General features: G+C 62.9%; 13 protein-coding genes and 1 tRNA gene. 7 read left to right on the forward strand and 7 right to left on the reverse strand.

From position 1 onward, the window contains the following. Positions 1-45: 45 nt before the first annotated feature. The 4 genes from KQ659_RS02055 (at position 46) to KQ659_RS02070 (ending at position 4,471) form a co-directional block, all read left to right on the forward strand. Positions 46-966, forward strand: coding sequence for a prephenate dehydratase (locus KQ659_RS02055; RefSeq protein WP_216679019.1), 921 nt, complete (start codon positions 46-48; stop codon positions 964-966). Between the two features lie 143 nt (positions 967-1,109). After that, positions 1,110-2,288, forward strand: a complete 1,179-nt coding sequence (locus KQ659_RS02060; protein ID WP_216690371.1) for a pyridoxal phosphate-dependent aminotransferase — start codon at positions 1,110-1,112, stop codon at positions 2,286-2,288. A gap of 69 nt (positions 2,289-2,357) precedes the next feature. Further along, entirely contained in the window at positions 2,358-3,203 is an 846-nt protein-coding gene (locus KQ659_RS02065) for a prephenate dehydrogenase (protein WP_216679017.1), read from the forward strand. 197 nt (positions 3,204-3,400) lie between these two features. Continuing rightward, the gene (locus KQ659_RS02070) at positions 3,401-4,471 is read left to right on the forward strand and encodes a chorismate mutase (RefSeq protein WP_226915680.1); all 1,071 of its coding nucleotides are present in this window, start codon (positions 3,401-3,403) and stop codon (positions 4,469-4,471) included. A 154-nt stretch (positions 4,472-4,625) separates the two neighbouring features. Here KQ659_RS02070 and KQ659_RS21725 read toward each other — a convergent pair whose 3' ends face one another. Further along, positions 4,626-5,783: a T9SS type A sorting domain-containing protein gene (locus KQ659_RS21725; RefSeq protein WP_216690370.1), complete on the reverse strand. Its 1,158-nt coding sequence runs from the start codon at positions 5,781-5,783 to the stop codon at positions 4,626-4,628. Positions 5,784-6,021: 238 nt separating this feature from the next. Here KQ659_RS21725 and KQ659_RS02080 point away from each other — a divergent pair, with 238 nt between their 5' ends. Continuing rightward, positions 6,022-7,134, forward strand: a complete 1,113-nt coding sequence (locus KQ659_RS02080; protein ID WP_216690369.1) for an IS4 family transposase — start codon at positions 6,022-6,024, stop codon at positions 7,132-7,134. Here the strand turns inward: KQ659_RS02080 and KQ659_RS02085 are convergent. The 6 genes from KQ659_RS02085 to KQ659_RS02110 all read right to left on the reverse strand — a co-directional run bounded on the left by KQ659_RS02085 (position 7,103) and on the right by KQ659_RS02110 (position 13,833). Next, positions 7,103-7,555, reverse strand: a complete 453-nt coding sequence (locus tag KQ659_RS02085) for a hypothetical protein (protein ID WP_216690368.1) — start codon at positions 7,553-7,555, stop codon at positions 7,103-7,105. The genes KQ659_RS02080 and KQ659_RS02085 overlap by 32 nt on opposite strands. A gap of 428 nt (positions 7,556-7,983) precedes the next feature. Further along, positions 7,984-10,077, reverse strand: a complete 2,094-nt coding sequence (locus KQ659_RS02090) for a M13 family metallopeptidase (RefSeq protein ID WP_216690367.1) — start codon at positions 10,075-10,077, stop codon at positions 7,984-7,986. A 134-nt stretch (positions 10,078-10,211) separates the two neighbouring features. Continuing rightward, the gene (locus KQ659_RS02095) at positions 10,212-11,564 is read right to left on the reverse strand and encodes a M56 family metallopeptidase (RefSeq protein WP_216690366.1); all 1,353 of its coding nucleotides are present in this window, start codon (positions 11,562-11,564) and stop codon (positions 10,212-10,214) included. Between the two features lie 8 nt (positions 11,565-11,572). Beyond that, positions 11,573-11,953: a BlaI/MecI/CopY family transcriptional regulator gene (locus KQ659_RS02100; protein WP_216679012.1), complete on the reverse strand. Its 381-nt coding sequence runs from the start codon at positions 11,951-11,953 to the stop codon at positions 11,573-11,575. 134 nt (positions 11,954-12,087) lie between these two features. Further along, positions 12,088-12,513, reverse strand: coding sequence for a hypothetical protein (locus tag KQ659_RS02105; protein WP_216679011.1), 426 nt, complete (start codon positions 12,511-12,513; stop codon positions 12,088-12,090). A 63-nt stretch (positions 12,514-12,576) separates the two neighbouring features. Continuing rightward, positions 12,577-13,833 (reverse strand): TCR/Tet family MFS transporter, encoded by a 1,257-nt coding sequence (locus tag KQ659_RS02110; RefSeq protein WP_216679010.1) that lies wholly within the window; start codon positions 13,831-13,833, stop codon positions 12,577-12,579. A 125-nt stretch (positions 13,834-13,958) separates the two neighbouring features. Between KQ659_RS02110 and KQ659_RS02115 the strand changes: the two genes are divergently transcribed. Beyond that, on the forward strand, positions 13,959-15,059 hold the full coding sequence (locus KQ659_RS02115; RefSeq protein ID WP_216690365.1) for an acyltransferase family protein: 1,101 nt from the start codon (positions 13,959-13,961) through the stop codon (positions 15,057-15,059). A gap of 165 nt (positions 15,060-15,224) precedes the next feature. Beyond that, positions 15,225-15,297: transfer RNA gene (locus KQ659_RS02120), tRNA-Met, on the forward strand. Positions 15,298-15,349: the final 52 nt, after the last annotated feature.

A 15,349-nucleotide genomic window follows, 5' to 3' on the forward strand; every position in this document is an offset into this window, starting at 1 on the left:
CGCACAGCGAAGGCCCTTTTTTATTGCTCAATAGTCTCACGTATCATGCTCCAGCACGTTTCCATCCAGGGTTTTCAGGGAAGCTTCCACGAAGTGGCGGCCCGGCAGTATTTCGGCGCGCAGCCGGCGCTGTTGCCGTGCGCCACCTTCGGCGCGGTGGTGGCGCACGTCGTTAGCGGCACCGCCGATGCTGGTCTTATGGCCATGGAAAACTCGTTGGCCGGCAGCATTCTGCCCAACTACCTGCTGCTGGAGCGCCACGCCGTGCGCGTGACCGGCGAGGTGTACCTGCCCATTCATCAGCACCTGCTGGCGCTGCCCGGCACCACGCTGGCCGACGTGCGGGCCGTGCACTCGCACCCCATGGCCCTGCGCCAGTGCGGCGAGTTCCTGGACCAATACCCGCGCTGGAAGCTGGTGGAAACCGACGATACCGGCCACAGCGCCCAGCTTCTGGCCGAGCAGCGCACGCTGGGCGTAGCCGTGGTGGCCGGCGCCCAGGCCGCCGAGCAGTTCGGCCTGCAAATCCTGGCCCCCGCCATCCACGACGACCCGCACAACTACACCCGTTTCCTGGTGCTGGAGCGGGCGGCGACGGTGCAGTCCGACCCGCTGGCCGATAAAGCCTCGCTCTATTTCTGTGCGCCGCACGCGCCCGGCAGCCTGGCCGCCGTGCTGGCCCGCGTGGCCGCGCAGGGCCTGAATTTGAGCAAGCTGCAATCGTGCCCCCGGCCCGGGCATGCTCGTACCCCGGTAGGGGCCTGGCACTACGGCTTCCATGCCGATGTGGAGTTTGAAGAAATGAGCCAACTGACAGCTCTGCTGCAGGATTTAGCCCCCGTGACGGAGGAGCTACGGGTGCTGGGAGCCTACCGGCGCGGCAGCATGGCCGAGGCAATGGGCGACGACACTCCCCTTCTTACCAAGGAGGGGATGCCGGCGCAAAGCGCCGGCTGGGGTGGTTAGGGCGTTGAACGACACCCGAACGATTGATTATGCGATAATTTCCAACGAAGCCAACGCCCCCAACCACCCCCGTTTTCGCTACGCGAAAACATCCCCTCCTTAGTAAGGAGGGGAGTTTACCCAAACTGCTTCAACCGTTACACATGAACATCCCCATTGCCAGCCGCTTAGCCCACACCGGCGAATACTACTTCTCACGCAAGCTCCGCGAGCTGGCCGCGCTCAATGCGGCCGGGGCCAACATCATCAGCCTGGGTATTGGCAGTCCCGATTTGCCACCGCATCCCAGCGTGATTGCGGCGCTGGCTGCTTCGGCCGCGCAGCCCACCGCGCACGGCTACCAGGGCTACCAGGGCACGCCGGCCCTGCGCGGGGCGATGGCCGAATTCTACCAGCGGCATTACGGCGTGGCGCTCGACCCAACTGCTGAAATCCTGCCGCTGCTGGGCTCGAAAGAGGGCCTGATGCACATCGGGATGACGTTTCTGGAAGCGGGTGATGCCGTGCTCATCCCCAACCCCGGCTACCCGACTTACCGCGCCGTGGCCGAAATATGCGGGGCCGAGGTGCGCGAGTACGACCTGACCGAGGCCGCCGGCTGGCTGCCCGATTTAGATGCGCTGGCCGCTACCGACCTCTCGCGGGTGAAGCTCATGCTGGTGAACTATCCACACATGCCCACCGGCACGGCCGCCGATTTGCCGTTTCTGACGCGCCTGGTGGCCTTTGCCACGGCCCACAACATTCTGCTCGTTCACGACAATCCCTATGGCTTTATCCTGAACGAGACGCCGCCCGTGAGCCTGCTGGCCGTGCCCGGGGCCCGCGAAGTGGCTATCGAGCTGAACTCGCTCAGCAAGAGCCATAACATGGCGGGTTGGCGCGTTGGCCTGCTCGCCGGCCGCGCCGATGTCATCGCCAACGTGCTCCGCTTCAAGAGCAACATGGACTCGGGCATGTTTCTGCCGGTGCAGCAGGCCGCCGTGGCCGCCCTGGCGCTGGGCGACGAATGGTTCCGGGAGCTCAATGCCACTTACCGCGCCCGCCGTGAGCTGGTGCTGGAGCTGCTGCGCGCCCTAGGCTGCCAGCCCGCGCCGGGCCAGACAGGCCTGTTTATTTGGGCGGCGGTGCCGGCTGGTTTCGCCGATGGCTACGCCCTGAGCGATGCCGTGCTGGCCGAAGCGCGGGTGTTCCTTACGCCGGGCGGCATTTTTGGGAGCAATGGGCTCGGCTACATCCGGGCCAGCCTGTGCCAGCCGGAAGCGCTGCTGCGCGAGGCGGTTCTGAGGGTTAAGAGTTATAGGTTAAAAGTTAAGAGTTGACTCTGGCAGAATCCTAAGCTCTTAGCACTTACACCCAACTTCCCCCGCAACTCTTAACTCCTAACTCAAATGACCGTCACCATCATCGGACTGGGCCTTATCGGCGGTTCGCTGGCACTGAGCCTGCGGCAGCACGGGCTGGCGCAGCACCTCATCGGGGTTGAAAACAGCCCGGCCCACGCCCGGCGTGCTTTGGAATTAGGCTTGGTCGATGAAATCGAAACCGACCTGACGGCCGCCGTGCGCCGCGCCGACCTCGTGGTGGTAGCCGTACCTGTGGATGCTATGGTAGCCGTACTGCCGCCGGTGCTCGACCTCATCACCCCAAAGCAGGTGGTTATCGACGTGGGCTCGACCAAGCAGGCGCTGCTGGCGGCCGTGGCCGGGCACCCGCAGCGGGGCCGTTTTGTGGCTGCGCACCCCATGGCGGGTACCGAGCATTCGGGGCCGGAAGCGGCCATTTTGGGGCTGTTTGAGGGTAAAACGGTGGTGCTGTGCGACGTGGCTGCCAGCGACCCCGACGCCGTGCAGCTGGTCGAAAAGCTGTTCCAGGCGCTACCCATGCGACTGCTGTACCTCGATGGGGCGGCACACGACCTGCACACGGCCTACGTTTCGCATATCTCGCACATTACCTCATTTGCCCTGGCGCTCACGGTGCTGGAAAAGGAGAAGGAGGAACAGCAGATTTTCGACCTGGCCAGCGGCGGATTTGAGTCGACGGTGCGGCTGGCCAAGAGTGCGCCGGCGACCTGGGTGCCGATTTTCCGGCAAAACCGGCTCAACGTGCTCGATGTGCTCGATGAGCACCTGCACCAATTACAGCACCTGCGCGAGCTGCTGGCGCGGGAAGACTACGAGGGGCTAACGGAACAGATTCGGCAGGCCAACCACATTCGGAAAATTTTGCCGTGAGAGGATTTAAAAAAGAGAACGAAGAAAAATAACGTCATGCTGAGCGCAATTGAAGCATCTCTATCTCAATACTTAATCTGATTACTTCCGAGGTAAAGATGCTTCGCTGCGCGCTGCATGACCGTTCGGGGACTTTCTAAACAGCTTCGACAGCTAAAATCAATCAACACTAAAAAAGCAATACCATGAACCCAACCATGAAATCCGCCCTCTTCAATCGTCAGCCCGACGACAAGCCCTACCTCATTTCCGGCCCATGCTCGGCCGAAACCGAGGAGCAGGTGCTCGAAACCTGCCAGCGGCTGGCTGCTACCGGCAAGGTGCAGGCCCTGCGCGCCGGCATCTGGAAACCCCGCACCAAGCCCGGCGGCTTCGAGGGCGTGGGCACCAAGGGGCTGCCCTGGCTCAAGAAGGCCAGTGAGCTGACCGGCCTGCCCATTGCCGTGGAAGTGGCCACGGCCAAGCACGTAGAAGACTGCCTGGCCTTCGGCGTGGACATCCTATGGGTGGGCGCACGCACCACGGGCAACCCGTTTTCGGTGCAGGAAATTGCCAACGTGCTGCGCGGCGTGGACGTGCCGGTGCTGGTGAAAAACCCCATTCACCCCGAGTTGGAGCTGTGGGTGGGCGCCGTGGAGCGCCTGCAAAAGGCCGGCCTCACGCACGTCGGCCTCATTCACCGGGGTTTTTCGAGCTACGGCAACACCGACTTCCGCAACGCGCCGATGTGGCACCTGCCCATTGAGATGAAACGCCGGATGCCCGAAATGCCGCTGCTCTGCGACCCCAGCCACATCTGCGGCCGGCGCGATACGCTGGCGGCCGTGGCCCAGCAGGCCCTCAACCTGGGCTTCGATGGCAACATGATTGAAAGCCACATCGACCCCGACAATGCCTGGAGCGATGCCAAGCAGCAAATCATTCCGGAAGTGCTGCGCGACCTGATTCAGAACCTGGTGTGGCGGCACGAAACCACCAACGCGCAGGAATTCCTTTCGGCCCTCACCGGCCTGCGCGAACAAATCAATCAGCTCGATGCCGAGGTGATGCAGCTGTTGGGCCGCCGAATGGCCGTGGCCGAAAAAATTGGTCTGTACAAGAAGGAAAACGACATCACCATCCTCCAGACCAGCCGCTGGAACGAGGTGCTGGAACGCGCCCAGCGCCAGGGCGCATCAGTGGGCCTCACCACTGATTTCGTGGAGCAGTACCTGGCCGCCGTGCACCTGGAATCCATCAGCCGCCAGAATAAGGTGATGGAAGGTTAGGTACCTGTCATTGCGAGCGGAACGCAGTGAAGCGTGGCAATCCGTCCTGTGAACACCAGACGCTCTTTTACGCGACAAGCCCCGGCACTGCATCGTGTCGGGGCTTGTCGTTTAAAAAAGGACAGATTGCGTCGCTGCGCATGCAATGACAGCGCTACTCCACCACCAGGCGGCGGGTGGCGGTAGCCTTGCCGGCCTGCACTTGCACGGCGTAGATGCCGGCGGGCAGGCCGCTCAAATCCAGTTCGTGGCGCAGGCCGGTGAGCGGCAGGGCCACGGTTTCGGTCCGCACGGTCCGGCCCAGGGCATCGCGCAGGGTGAGGGTGGCCGTGGCGGTGCCAGGTAGGGCGGGTAGTGTGAGGGTGGCGGCGGTGCGGGCCGGGTTGGGGGCCAGGGTAAAGGCCGGCCCGGCCAGTGCGGCTGGGATGGTAGTTGTGAGCACGGGCGCAGCGAAGGAGGCTAGAAAAGCTGCAAAGTTGCTGGACGGGTTGCTGACGACGCGGGGCGGGAAGCTGGACGTTCCGCTGTAGATACCTCCGCCCACGTAGACCGTGGTGCCGGTTAGGCTCAGTCCACCTATATAATCGTAGTTGGGGCCGCCCACGGCCTGCGCCCAGGCAAAGCGGCTGGTGGGGCCGGCATCGACGAGGGCCGCTACGAAGCCGTCGATGCTGCCGGCGCTGGCCAGTGGGGTGGTGCCCACGCTGGCGCTGCTGCCCTCGAAAGTGCCGGTGAGGTATAACCCTGCGCCCTGGATGGCCAAGGCGATAAGGTCGTCGTTGCCGGGACCGCCGGCCCGCTGTGCCCAGGCAAAGGAGGCGGCGCTGCCCGCGTCGGTGAGCTTGGTAACGAAGGCATCGGTGGAGGCGGGGCCACTGGCAGCGCCAGCATTGGCCAAACTGGTAGAACCGAAATTGGCAGTGGGGCTGCTAAAATTGCCGCCCACGTACACGGCATTGCCGGCTACGGCCACAGCTTTCACCTGTTCATTGTCGGCACCGCCCAAGCGATTTGCCCAGCCAAAGACTCCGTCGGTGCCGGTATCCACTATTTTGGTCACAAACCCGTCGGTATTGCCGGCGCTGATGAGCGGAGTGGTACCGAAAAAGGCAGGAGCTGCTGTGGTGCCCTCGAAAGTGCCCGTGAGGTAAAGCACGCTTCCCTCCACCACCAATGGGCCGGCTGTATCATACCCGGTTCCGCCCGCTCGTTTGGCCCAGGTAAAGCTGCTGGTAGAACCGGAATCCGTGATTTTGGTCACGAACAGGTCGAACGAGCCGGAGCTGGCGTTGATGAGTTGGAATGCGCCCACTGTAAAAGAGCGTGTGAAAAAGGAGCCGGCGAGGTACACGTTATTGCCGCTCACGGCCAGCCCGCCCCTACTAATTTCGGCACCGGCACCTAAGGTCTGTGCCCAAGCGGTGCTGAACGTAAGGCCGGCATCGGTGAACTTATACAGATGCCCTACTCTACCCTACTATTTTTCAGGTACAAAAACGGGGCAGCCCGACCTTTGGGGTTCTGACACCACCAAAAACCCGTTCTGCCCCGTGAAGCAACACTTCGCCGCTAAAATTACGACGCTTTTGCAACAGGCCCCGTTTGTGGGCCACTTGTCCCGCCAAAAGTTTGTGGGCCAGTTTATTCTTGGCCTGATAAAGAGCCGCAACGTGCAATTCGGCGAGGTGGCCCAGCACCTCAATGACGCGGCCAAGCCCGCCTCGAACGAAACGCGCATTCAGGACTTTTTCCGCGAAGTAGACCTCAATTACGTACTGGTGGCCAAGCTTTTACTGAGTTTGTTGCCTGCGCAGGGCAAGCTGCGCTTATGCCTCGACCGCACGGAGTGGGACTTCGGCCAGTGCCAGGTGAACATCCTGCTCGTCACCGTCGGCACGGGCGAGGTCCACGTGCCGCTCTACTGGCACCTACTCGACAACCGCAGCGGCAACTCCAACGCCGCCGACCGCATCGCCGTGCTCGAAAAATGCGTGGCCTTGCTGGGCAAAGACCGCATCGGCCTGGTCGTGGGCGACCGGGAATTTGTCGGCCATGCGTGGTTCAAGTGGCTCAAAGACAACGGGCTTAATTTTGTCATGCGCCTGCCCAAGCACCACTGCCTGACCCACGCCGACGGCCGGCGGCAGGCCGTGGCCGACCTGGGCCTGGTGCCGGGGCAGGTGCGCCGCTTCGCCCACGTGCAGGTCGACGGGGTTTGGGGGCAGGTCTGGGTCAAGGCCGTGGCGGCGGACGCGTTTGTCTTCCTGTTTGCCACGGCCGGCCTGAACCACCTCGCGCAACTCTATGCCAAGCGCTGGACGATTGAGCAATGCTTTCAAAATCTGAAAGGGCGGGGCTTTAACCTGGAAGCCACCCACTTGCGCTGTTTCCAAAAGCTGCGCAAGCTCGTGGCCCTGGTCAGCCTGGCCTACGCGTTTTGTCTGGGCGTGGGCGCGGCCGCCCACGGCGGCCGCCAGCCCATTGCCCGCAAAAACCACGGCTACCGGGCCGCCAGCCTGAGCCGCCACGGCCTCAATCTGCTCCGCCAACTCGCCCGCCCGCTGACCCTGCCCGAGGACCCATTGGCCCGCTTGGTTGAAACGCTACTGAACTGGATTACGAGGCAAATTGCTAAAAATCAATTACTAAAAATAGTAGGGTAGAGTACAGATGCCCTATACTGTTTCTTGTTCCCGCGGTACTCAGGTAGATGCTGCTGCCTTGTACGACCAGTGCCATCGGCAAGGAGCCAAGTGCATCATTAAGCTGGGCTGCCCACACAAACTGGCTGGTGACAGGGCTCCATTTGGCTATAAATACATCGCGATAGATGATGAACGGGGTCGTGCTCAATGTTCTGGTCCCGAAGGTGACCGTGCCATAAAAGCTGCCGGTTACAAACACGTTGCCGCTGGCATCAGTCGCCGTTTGTTCTATGGTTGATTCTGCCGTGGTGGCTTGGCTAACGGTCATCGCCATCTGCCAGGCCGGCACCTGCGCCCGCGCCGCCGGCCCCGCCAGCCACAACAGTATCAAAAGCGCCGCCGGGAGCCCGCCGCGCAGCAAAGAGGAAAGGTGTTTCATGAAAAGGAATGGTGTGCCATTGGTAGAATGCCGGGGTAAATATAGCAGCATAAAGAAGCCCCGATGCATGGGCGCCTTGTCCTTACCCAAAACTCAAACGCCCTTCCGGCCATGTGGCTAGAAGGGCGTTTTTGCGCGGTTGCCTAGTTGGTTTGCCGCTTTTCAAGCGGGGTCAGCCAGCAAAAAAGGTCCTCTGCGTTACCTCGGGGAAGTTAGAAAAAGATTTGGGTAAGGACAAGATGCATGGGCGCCGGGGCTTCTTTGCGAATGATAATCAGGCATCCCCGCTGGCGCGCGTCTGCGACGCGCTGCCCAGTGGTTCCGAGCCTGCGGCTCGGTTAAAGGTTACCTTCGGCAACGGCTTCAATGCCCGAGTCACAGACTCAAAGCCAGGCGGCAGCGCGTGGCAGACGTGCGCCAGCGGTTGATTACCAAATCACGGCGCGGTCGGCGGCGCTGCGGGTCATCTTGCTGCCTTCAGGGCAGCCAAAGGCCTGCTGAAACTGCGGCATATTCATCAGCGGGCCGATGGTGCGGTACTGGCCGGGCGAGTGCGGGTCGGTGGCAATTTGCTGGCGCAGGGCCTCGGGGCGAATATTCTGGCGGCGCAGCTGGGCCCAGCTCAGGAAGTAGCGCTGCTCGGGCGTGAAGCCGTCGTAGCTGGGGCGCGGGCCGCTGCCGTAGCGCTGCTGCAATTGCTTCTCCAGGGCCCCGTACACTACGGTGAGGCCGGCGAAATCGGCCAGGTTTTCGCCCATCGTGAGCTGGCCGTTTACGTGCACCGAATCGAGGGGCGAGAAGGCGCTGTATTGCTTGCCCACAATGGCGGCGCGCTGCGTGAACTCGGCCGCGTCGGCCGGCGTCCACCAGTCGCGCAGGTTGCCTTCGGAGTCGTACTGCCGGCCCTGGTCGTCGAAGCCGTGGGTCATTTCGTGGCCCATCACCCCGCCAATGGCCCCGTAGTTGATTGCATCATCGGCCTTGGGGTCGAAGAACGGAGGCTGCAGGTAGCCGGCCGGAAACACGATTTCGTTCATCGGCGGGTTGTAGTAGGCGTTGATGGTGGGCGGCGTCATGCCCCACTCGTTGCGGTCGATGGGCCCGCCAAACTTGGCCGCCTCGCGCCGGTTTTCCCACCGCCGGGCCGCCAGCAGATTCGTCAGGTAGCTCTCGCGGGCAATGGGCAGGGCCGAATAGTCCTTCCACACATCGGGGTAGCCGATTTTTACCCGCAGCGCGTTCAGCTTTTTCAGGGCTTCGGCCTTGGTGGGCGCACTCATCCAGGTGTTGGTCTGGATGTGCTCGGCCATGCTGGCCTTGATGTTGGCCACCATTTCCAGCGCCTTGGCCTTGGCCTCGGGCGAGAAAGCCTGGTCCACGTACAGCTGCCCGAAGGCCTCGCCCAGGCTCTGGTCCGTGGCGGCCTGCATGCGTTTCCAGCGCGGGGCCTGCTGCTTGGCCCCGGTCAGGGCCTGGCTGTAGCGGAAGGCCGCCTCGGCATACGGCGTGGGCATTGCCGACGCCACCGAGCGCACCAGGTGCCAGCGCAGGTAGGTTTTGAGGTCGGGTAGCGTTTCGGTTTTCAGCACCGCGTTCACCTCATCGAAGAAAGCCGGCTGACCGATAATGATTTTCTGCGCCTTGCCCAGCTGCATGCCCGTCAGTAGGCTCTTGGGGTCGAGCACAGGGTAGCGCTGTTGGGCGGCGGCCACGGTCAGCTTGTTGTAGTTGGCCTGCGGGTCGCGCAGCTCCACGGGTGTGCGCGAGGCCTTGGCCAGGCGGGTTTCGATGCGCTCCACCGTGGCCGCGTCGCGCCGTGCCACGGCGGGGGCTGCGCCCAGCAGCTCAAATACCTGCGTCATGTAGGCGCGGTAGGCGGCTTTCACCTTCTCGGTGCGGGCATCGGTTTTGAAGTAGAAGTCGCGGTTGGGCAGCGTGAGGCCGCTCTGGTTCATCTGCACGGCATATTGCGTGGTTTTTTTCTCGTCCACGTCCACCCCGGCCCGGAAAAACGGACTGGCCCCCAGCTCCTGCAGGCGCACAATTTCGGCGCGCAGGCCGGTCGCGTTGCGCACGGCGGCCACGCGGTCCAGCTCCGGTTTCAGCGGCGCGAGGCCGGTCCGGTCGATGGCCACGGTGTCCATGGCGCTGGCGTAGAAGTCGCCCACTTTCTGGGCGTTGCTGCCCGGCGCGGCGTTGCGGTTGGCCGCCGCGTCCTCCAGAATCTTACGCAGCAAATCCTGGGTGCGGTTGCCCAGCAGGTTGCGCGGCCCCCAGCTGCTGGCGTAGCTCGGAATAGGGTTGGCCCGCAGCCAGTTGCCGCCCGAAAACTGAAAGAAGTCCTCGCACGGATTCACCGAGCGGTCAATGTCGGCCATGTCGAGGCCCACGCCTTTGGGGGCTGGGGCGGCCGTCGCTACCGGCGCGGCAGCGGCCGTAGTCACGGCGGCGGGCTTGGTACTGGTGCAGCCTGCCAGGGCCAGCAGGGCCGCCGTTCCGGCCGAGAGGTATCGGTTGTTCATAAAAGCAAAGCGTTACGTTACTGCAAAAGAGCAACAAAGAGCCCAAGTAACAGCGCTAGCTTCATTGGCAGACATGAAAAAGCCGCTCCCAGTTGCGGAAGCGGCTCTTGCGGTCCGCGGTTTCTAACGGGCCATTACGGCTTCACCGCGTTGCTTTTCTCATCAAAGTAGGCGTAGTGCGGCCGGGTGCCTTCGGCCAGCTGCACTTTGTAGCGCACTTCTCCCGTGTTGGGGTAGCTCAGCTTTGTAACGCCGATGATGCGCGAGTTGGGGTGGGTTTTGGTGATGTAAGCCAGGGCGGTTGGCGTGAGCACATTCACCTCGGCCGGCGTTTCGGTGCCGGGCACCAGCGGCGCTACGTTGGCAATTTTGTCATCCAGCGCCCGCACCTCGGCCGCGTTTTCGTGGGCTTTCGTGACCACGATAACCACGCCGCCCGTCGCCGAGCCAAATACCTTACGGGCCGTTTCTTCCTTCAGCACGTTCATGAAAACAATGCTTTTGGAGTCAAGGGCATCCACCGTGGCTTTGTCGCTCAGCTTGCCATCGAGGTAGTACACGGCCGGGCCGGGCACAACTGCTTGGGCGGCCGGCGCTGCCACGGCGGGCGACAGCGCCGCGCCCACACTCAGGGCCAGGCCCAAGGCCAGCGGTAGGGCCAGCAGGTAGCGCCCGGAGTGGGCCAATGCGGAGGAAGGGGAATTCATCATAAGTACACGGTTTTTGAGGGTTGGAAATGTGAAAGAGGAAACGAGAGAAGGAGCCGCCGCTGCGTGGCTGAGGCGCAGCAGGCTGTATTGGTAAGCGCGGCGGTCAACTAGGCCGGTTTTGAGCACGGCCTCATCGGCCAGGTATTCGAGGTTGTCGAGCAGGGCGCGGCGCAGCAGCCACGCCGCCGGGTTGCACCAGGCCACTGCCAGGGCCAGCTGGGCCAGCAGCACGTCCAGGGTGTGCCACTGGCGTACGTGCACCTGCTCGTGGCGCAGCACGGCGGCCAACTCGGGGGCGGGGTGCAGCGCGGGGTTCAGGTAAATGGTTTGCCAGAAGGAAAACGGGCTGACGGCCTCGGCCAGCGCCCGCACCGGCAGGCCGTGGGCCACCACCGGCCGCGCCCGCGCTCGCAGCCGCCCCAGCGCCAGCAGCTGCCCCAGCAGCCGGGCCAGCAGCACGGCCACGCCCGCCGCGTACAAGGCCACTCCCACGGCGGCCCAATCTACCGCTGGGGCCGCGGGCCCCGCCGGAGCGGCACCGGGGGCGGCCCCCGTAGTCCCCACCAACGCAAAGACTACGGTGGGAGTGGCCTCGGCCGGCAGCAGCGCCGGCAGGGGCAGGGCCGGGTACCCGGCCGCAAACAGCAGCGCAAACACCAGATAAGCCCGGTTCAGGGTGAAGAACGTGAGCCGCCGCAGCAGCCCGAAATAAGCCGCCGCAAACAGCAGTAGCGCCACGTTGGCCTTCAGCAGGTACAGCAGGATGGGCGTCCACATCGACATGGCTAATCCTCCTTTTTGCTTTCGATGAGCCGGATAATCTCCTGCAAATCCTCGGTGCTCACCTTGTTTTCCTGCGCGAAAAACGACACCAGGTCCTTGTAGGAGTTCTGAAAATGCTGCTTTACGAGTGTACCCAGCGAGCGACGCTGGTAGTCGTCGGCCGTTATCAGGGGCACGAAGCGGTAGGAGTTGCCCAGCTTTTCGCTGCGCACGTAGCCCTTGCGCTCCAGGTTGCGCAGGGTGCTGGCCAGCGTGGTGTAGGGCGGGGGCGGCGCGGGCAGGCCGTCGAGCACGTCTTTAACAAAGCCGCCGGCGGGCAGCGGCCAGAGCACGCGCAGGGCGTCTTCTTCGGGTTGGGTGAGGCGTTCGAGGGACGTGGCCATTAGGAGCAATACGATTATGTCGTAAATCTACGAAAGTTTCGTAATTATGAAACGACTGGTTCTGGAAAAAGATTTCCGGTAAAGCAAAAACCCCTTTTTCGAGCTGAAAAAGGGGTCTTGTAAGCTGAAAAAAATTAGTAGAGTCCGCTCTGCTGCATTTGCAGCCAGCGAATGGCTTCGCCCTCATCGCCAAAAAACGAGATGGCGAAGGGCTTGCCGTCATAGGCCTCGGCCGATATGTAGCCGGGCTGCTGCAGGATGGCCTCTTGCAAAGTAGGCCCCACCAGGTAGGCTACAAACAGCCGGCCGCCCAGCCGTCGGGCCATGCCGGGAAAAAAGTCGTTGAGCAGCCAGGCCGTCGTCTGCGGGTCGTTGAGGGTGCGGCGGCGGATATCCTGGAGCCAGAACCGGCAGTTTTCTGCCAGCGCCACGGTCTCAACGTGCTGATACACCGCCGGAAGTTCGGGCTGCACTGGCTGATACGCCCAGCGGCCCACCAGAATGCTCAAATCGGGGCGGTGGGTAAGCTGAAGCAGCGACTGCGGAGGTTCGGGCATCATAGGCGAAGAGATTGAGCAGTAAAGTAAGGCCCATCCGGCGGTTGCGGCGGGGCAGTTGCGCGGCTAGTGCGCCGGTATCGCCTCAGCCACAGCCGCACCGATGGCCACCGGTGGATGCTTTTTGAGCGAATACACGGCCAGCGCCACGCTGCCCAGCGCCAGTACCGCCCCCAGCATGAAGGGCGCTCCCGGAAAATAAACCGGGGCTCCTTTGCGGGTAAATTCGCCAAACAAGTAGCTCATCATCAATGGCCCCACTACGCCCGTTACGCTGATGAGGCTGGTGAGTGCGCCCTGCAGCTCGCCCTGTTCGGTGGCTGGCACCTGGCCCGAAATGGTGCTTTGCAGCGCCGGCCCCGCAATGCCGCCCAGGCAATAGGGGGCAATGAAGGCGAGCATCAGCCAGCCCTGGGAGGCGAAGGCAAACAGCACGAAGCCCACCGTGTAGCACAGCAACCCGATAACGATGGCCCGGGCCGCGCCCAGCTTCGGAATGGCCACCCGCACCAGGCCGCCCTGCACCAGCCCTGTGCACAGCCCCACCACGGCCAGCGAAATGCCCACCAGCCGCTCGGTCCAGCCAAACTTGAGCATGGTGTAAAACGTCCAGACCGACTGCGTGGCCGAGCCCGCCAGGTACAGCAGCACCAGCGCGGCCACCAGGCCCAGCGTGGCGGGGTACTTGCCCAGCCGCAGCAGCGAGGCTACGGGGTTGGCCCGTCGCCACTGAAACGGCCGGCGCTTGTCGGGGGTCAGCGACTCCGGCAGCACAAAAAAGCCGTACAGGAAATTGCACAAGCTCAGCCCCGCCGCCGCCATAAATGGCACCCGCGCCCCGTAGCCGGCCAGCAGCCCGCCAATGGCCGGCCCGATGATGAAGCCAATGCCAAACGCCGCGCCCACCATTCCAAAGTTCTGGGCCCGCTTCTCGGGCGTACTGATATCGGCAATGTAGGCCGTGGCCGTAGTGAAGCTGGCCCCCGTGATGCCCGCCACCACGCGCCCCACAAACAGCCAGGCCAGCGTGGGCGCAAAACTCAGAAATACGTAGTCGAGCCCCAAACCCAGCAGCGCGGCCAGCAGCACCGGCCGCCGCCCCAGCTTATCGCTGAGCCCGCCCACCACCGGCGCGAAGCAAAACTGCGCCGCCGCGTAGGCAAACGTCAGCCAGCCCGAATAAATCGCCGCCCGGCTCAGCCCTTCGCCCGTTAGCTGCTGAATGAGCTTGGGTACCACCGGAATGATGATGCCCAGCCCGATAACATCAATCAGGATGGTGATGAAAATGAAGCCCAGTGCGGGCGAGCGTTTATCAGACATAAGCAAACAGGCAAAGCAAACCGGGGCACTACCCACCTGGTAGGCGGGCCGCAAAGGTCGGCACAAAGCAGGACCCAGCCTGCGCTGTCCCAGGGGCGCGTATTTTGCGGGCCCATCTGTTGGTTATGCCCTTGCCTGCGTCTACTACTACCCTCGTCTTTCGGCCCGAGCTCAATGGCCTGCGGGCCGTGGCAGTGGGCGTGGTAGTGCTTCAGCACTGGGTGCGGCCTCCTTTTCCGCTTGGCGAAATCGGGCCGAGCTTATTTTTCGTGCTTAGCGGCTACCTCGTGTCAGGCATTGTCTGGCGCTATGGGGCTTATGCAGGCGCGCCAGGCCGGTGGTGGCCGCGGGTACGCATATTCTATGTGCGGCGGGCACTGCGCATTGTGCCCGCCTATTACCTGGCGTTGGCGGCCGGCGCGCTGCTGCCGCTGGCCACCCTGCATGAGCACCCCGGCTGGTTTATGCTGCTGGTAAATAATGTGTTGATTTATAAAGCAAAAGGCTGGGGCGATGGCATCGGTCATTTCTGGACTATTGCCGTCGAGGCGCAGTTTTACTTGCTATGGCCCTTTGCCCTGGGCTGGCTGGGCCGCCGCCTGCAGGGCCTGCTGGCACTGGCCCTTGCCGGCTGGTGCTTCCGGGCGCTGTGGGCACTGTGGGTGCAGTTGGATATGGTGCATTTGCTGTTGCCGTCCAGCCTCGATTTGTTTGCCTTGGGCGGCGTGCTTTGCTTGGCTGAGGGAGCGCCCTGGTTGGTCCGGCTAGCCCGGGGGCGCTATGTGCTGCTGGCTTGGCTGAGCTGGACCGCGCTCCGTTTTGCACTCGACCCCGGCCCGTGGGCTGCCGTGTGGGCCATAAGTGAGGGCTCGGTGCTGGCCCTGGCCGATTTCCTCACCATTGGCTGGCTGCTGCATGTGCCTGCGGCCGGCCGGCGTCTGGGCCTCACCAAGCCGGCCATGCAATGGCTGGGCCAGCGCAGCTATGGCCTCTACCTCTACCACCTGCCCCTGTTCGTATTCTGGCAGCGGCTGGTGTATCATTTCGTGCCCGATGCCGCCGGGCGCGCCGCCTGGATGGGGCCGCTGCCCACGCTGCTGGTGCTGGGCCCGGTGCTGGCCGGGCTGGCCGCCGCATCCTGGCATTTCGTGGAAGAACCCCTCGACCGGCTCAAGAACCGCTTCCAGTACCGCAAGGCTTCCCAAGCGGTAGTTGCCGCCCATTAGCCAGCCGCAAAGACTGTAGTTAAATTTTTTTGTTAGGGCTTAACATTCGGATAACCAGACTTCCACCCATGTGTTAGCCGGGTAAATACCCCCGGTACAGCAGAAATGCAGTTGGTAGGCTTGTATCGGCCAAAAACTTGTGCTACCTTTGCAGCACCAAAACAGTGCGGGGTGGAGCAGTTGGTAGCTCGTTGGGCTCATAACCCAAAGGTCACTGGTTCGAGTCCAGTCCCCGCTACCTAAGAAAAGGCCGTTTTCCACATGGAAAACGGCCTTTTTCTTTTCCTGCC

This window comes from Hymenobacter siberiensis (assembly GCF_018967865.2).
GTDB classification, from domain to species: domain Bacteria; phylum Bacteroidota; class Bacteroidia; order Cytophagales; family Hymenobacteraceae; genus Hymenobacter; species Hymenobacter siberiensis.

Coding starts and splice junctions, on each gene's coding strand:
- KQ659_RS02055 (WP_216679019.1), top strand. CDS start 46: ATGCTCCAGCACGTTTCCATCCAGGGTTTTCAGGGAAGCTTCCACGAA.
- KQ659_RS02060 (WP_216690371.1), top strand. CDS start 1,110: ATGAACATCCCCATTGCCAGCCGCTTAGCCCACACCGGCGAATACTAC.
- KQ659_RS02065 (WP_216679017.1), top strand. CDS start 2,358: ATGACCGTCACCATCATCGGACTGGGCCTTATCGGCGGTTCGCTGGCA.
- KQ659_RS02070 (WP_226915680.1), top strand. CDS start 3,401: ATGAAATCCGCCCTCTTCAATCGTCAGCCCGACGACAAGCCCTACCTC.
- KQ659_RS02085 (WP_216690368.1), bottom strand. CDS start 7,555: ATGAAACACCTTTCCTCTTTGCTGCGCGGCGGGCTCCCGGCGGCGCTT.
- KQ659_RS02090 (WP_216690367.1), bottom strand. CDS start 10,077: ATGAACAACCGATACCTCTCGGCCGGAACGGCGGCCCTGCTGGCCCTG.
- KQ659_RS02095 (WP_216690366.1), bottom strand. CDS start 11,564: ATGTGGACGCCCATCCTGCTGTACCTGCTGAAGGCCAACGTGGCGCTA.
- KQ659_RS02100 (WP_216679012.1), bottom strand. CDS start 11,953: ATGGCCACGTCCCTCGAACGCCTCACCCAACCCGAAGAAGACGCCCTG.
- KQ659_RS02105 (WP_216679011.1), bottom strand. CDS start 12,513: ATGATGCCCGAACCTCCGCAGTCGCTGCTTCAGCTTACCCACCGCCCC.
- KQ659_RS02110 (WP_216679010.1), bottom strand. CDS start 13,833: ATGTCTGATAAACGCTCGCCCGCACTGGGCTTCATTTTCATCACCATC.
- KQ659_RS02115 (WP_216690365.1), top strand. CDS start 13,959: ATGCCCTTGCCTGCGTCTACTACTACCCTCGTCTTTCGGCCCGAGCTC.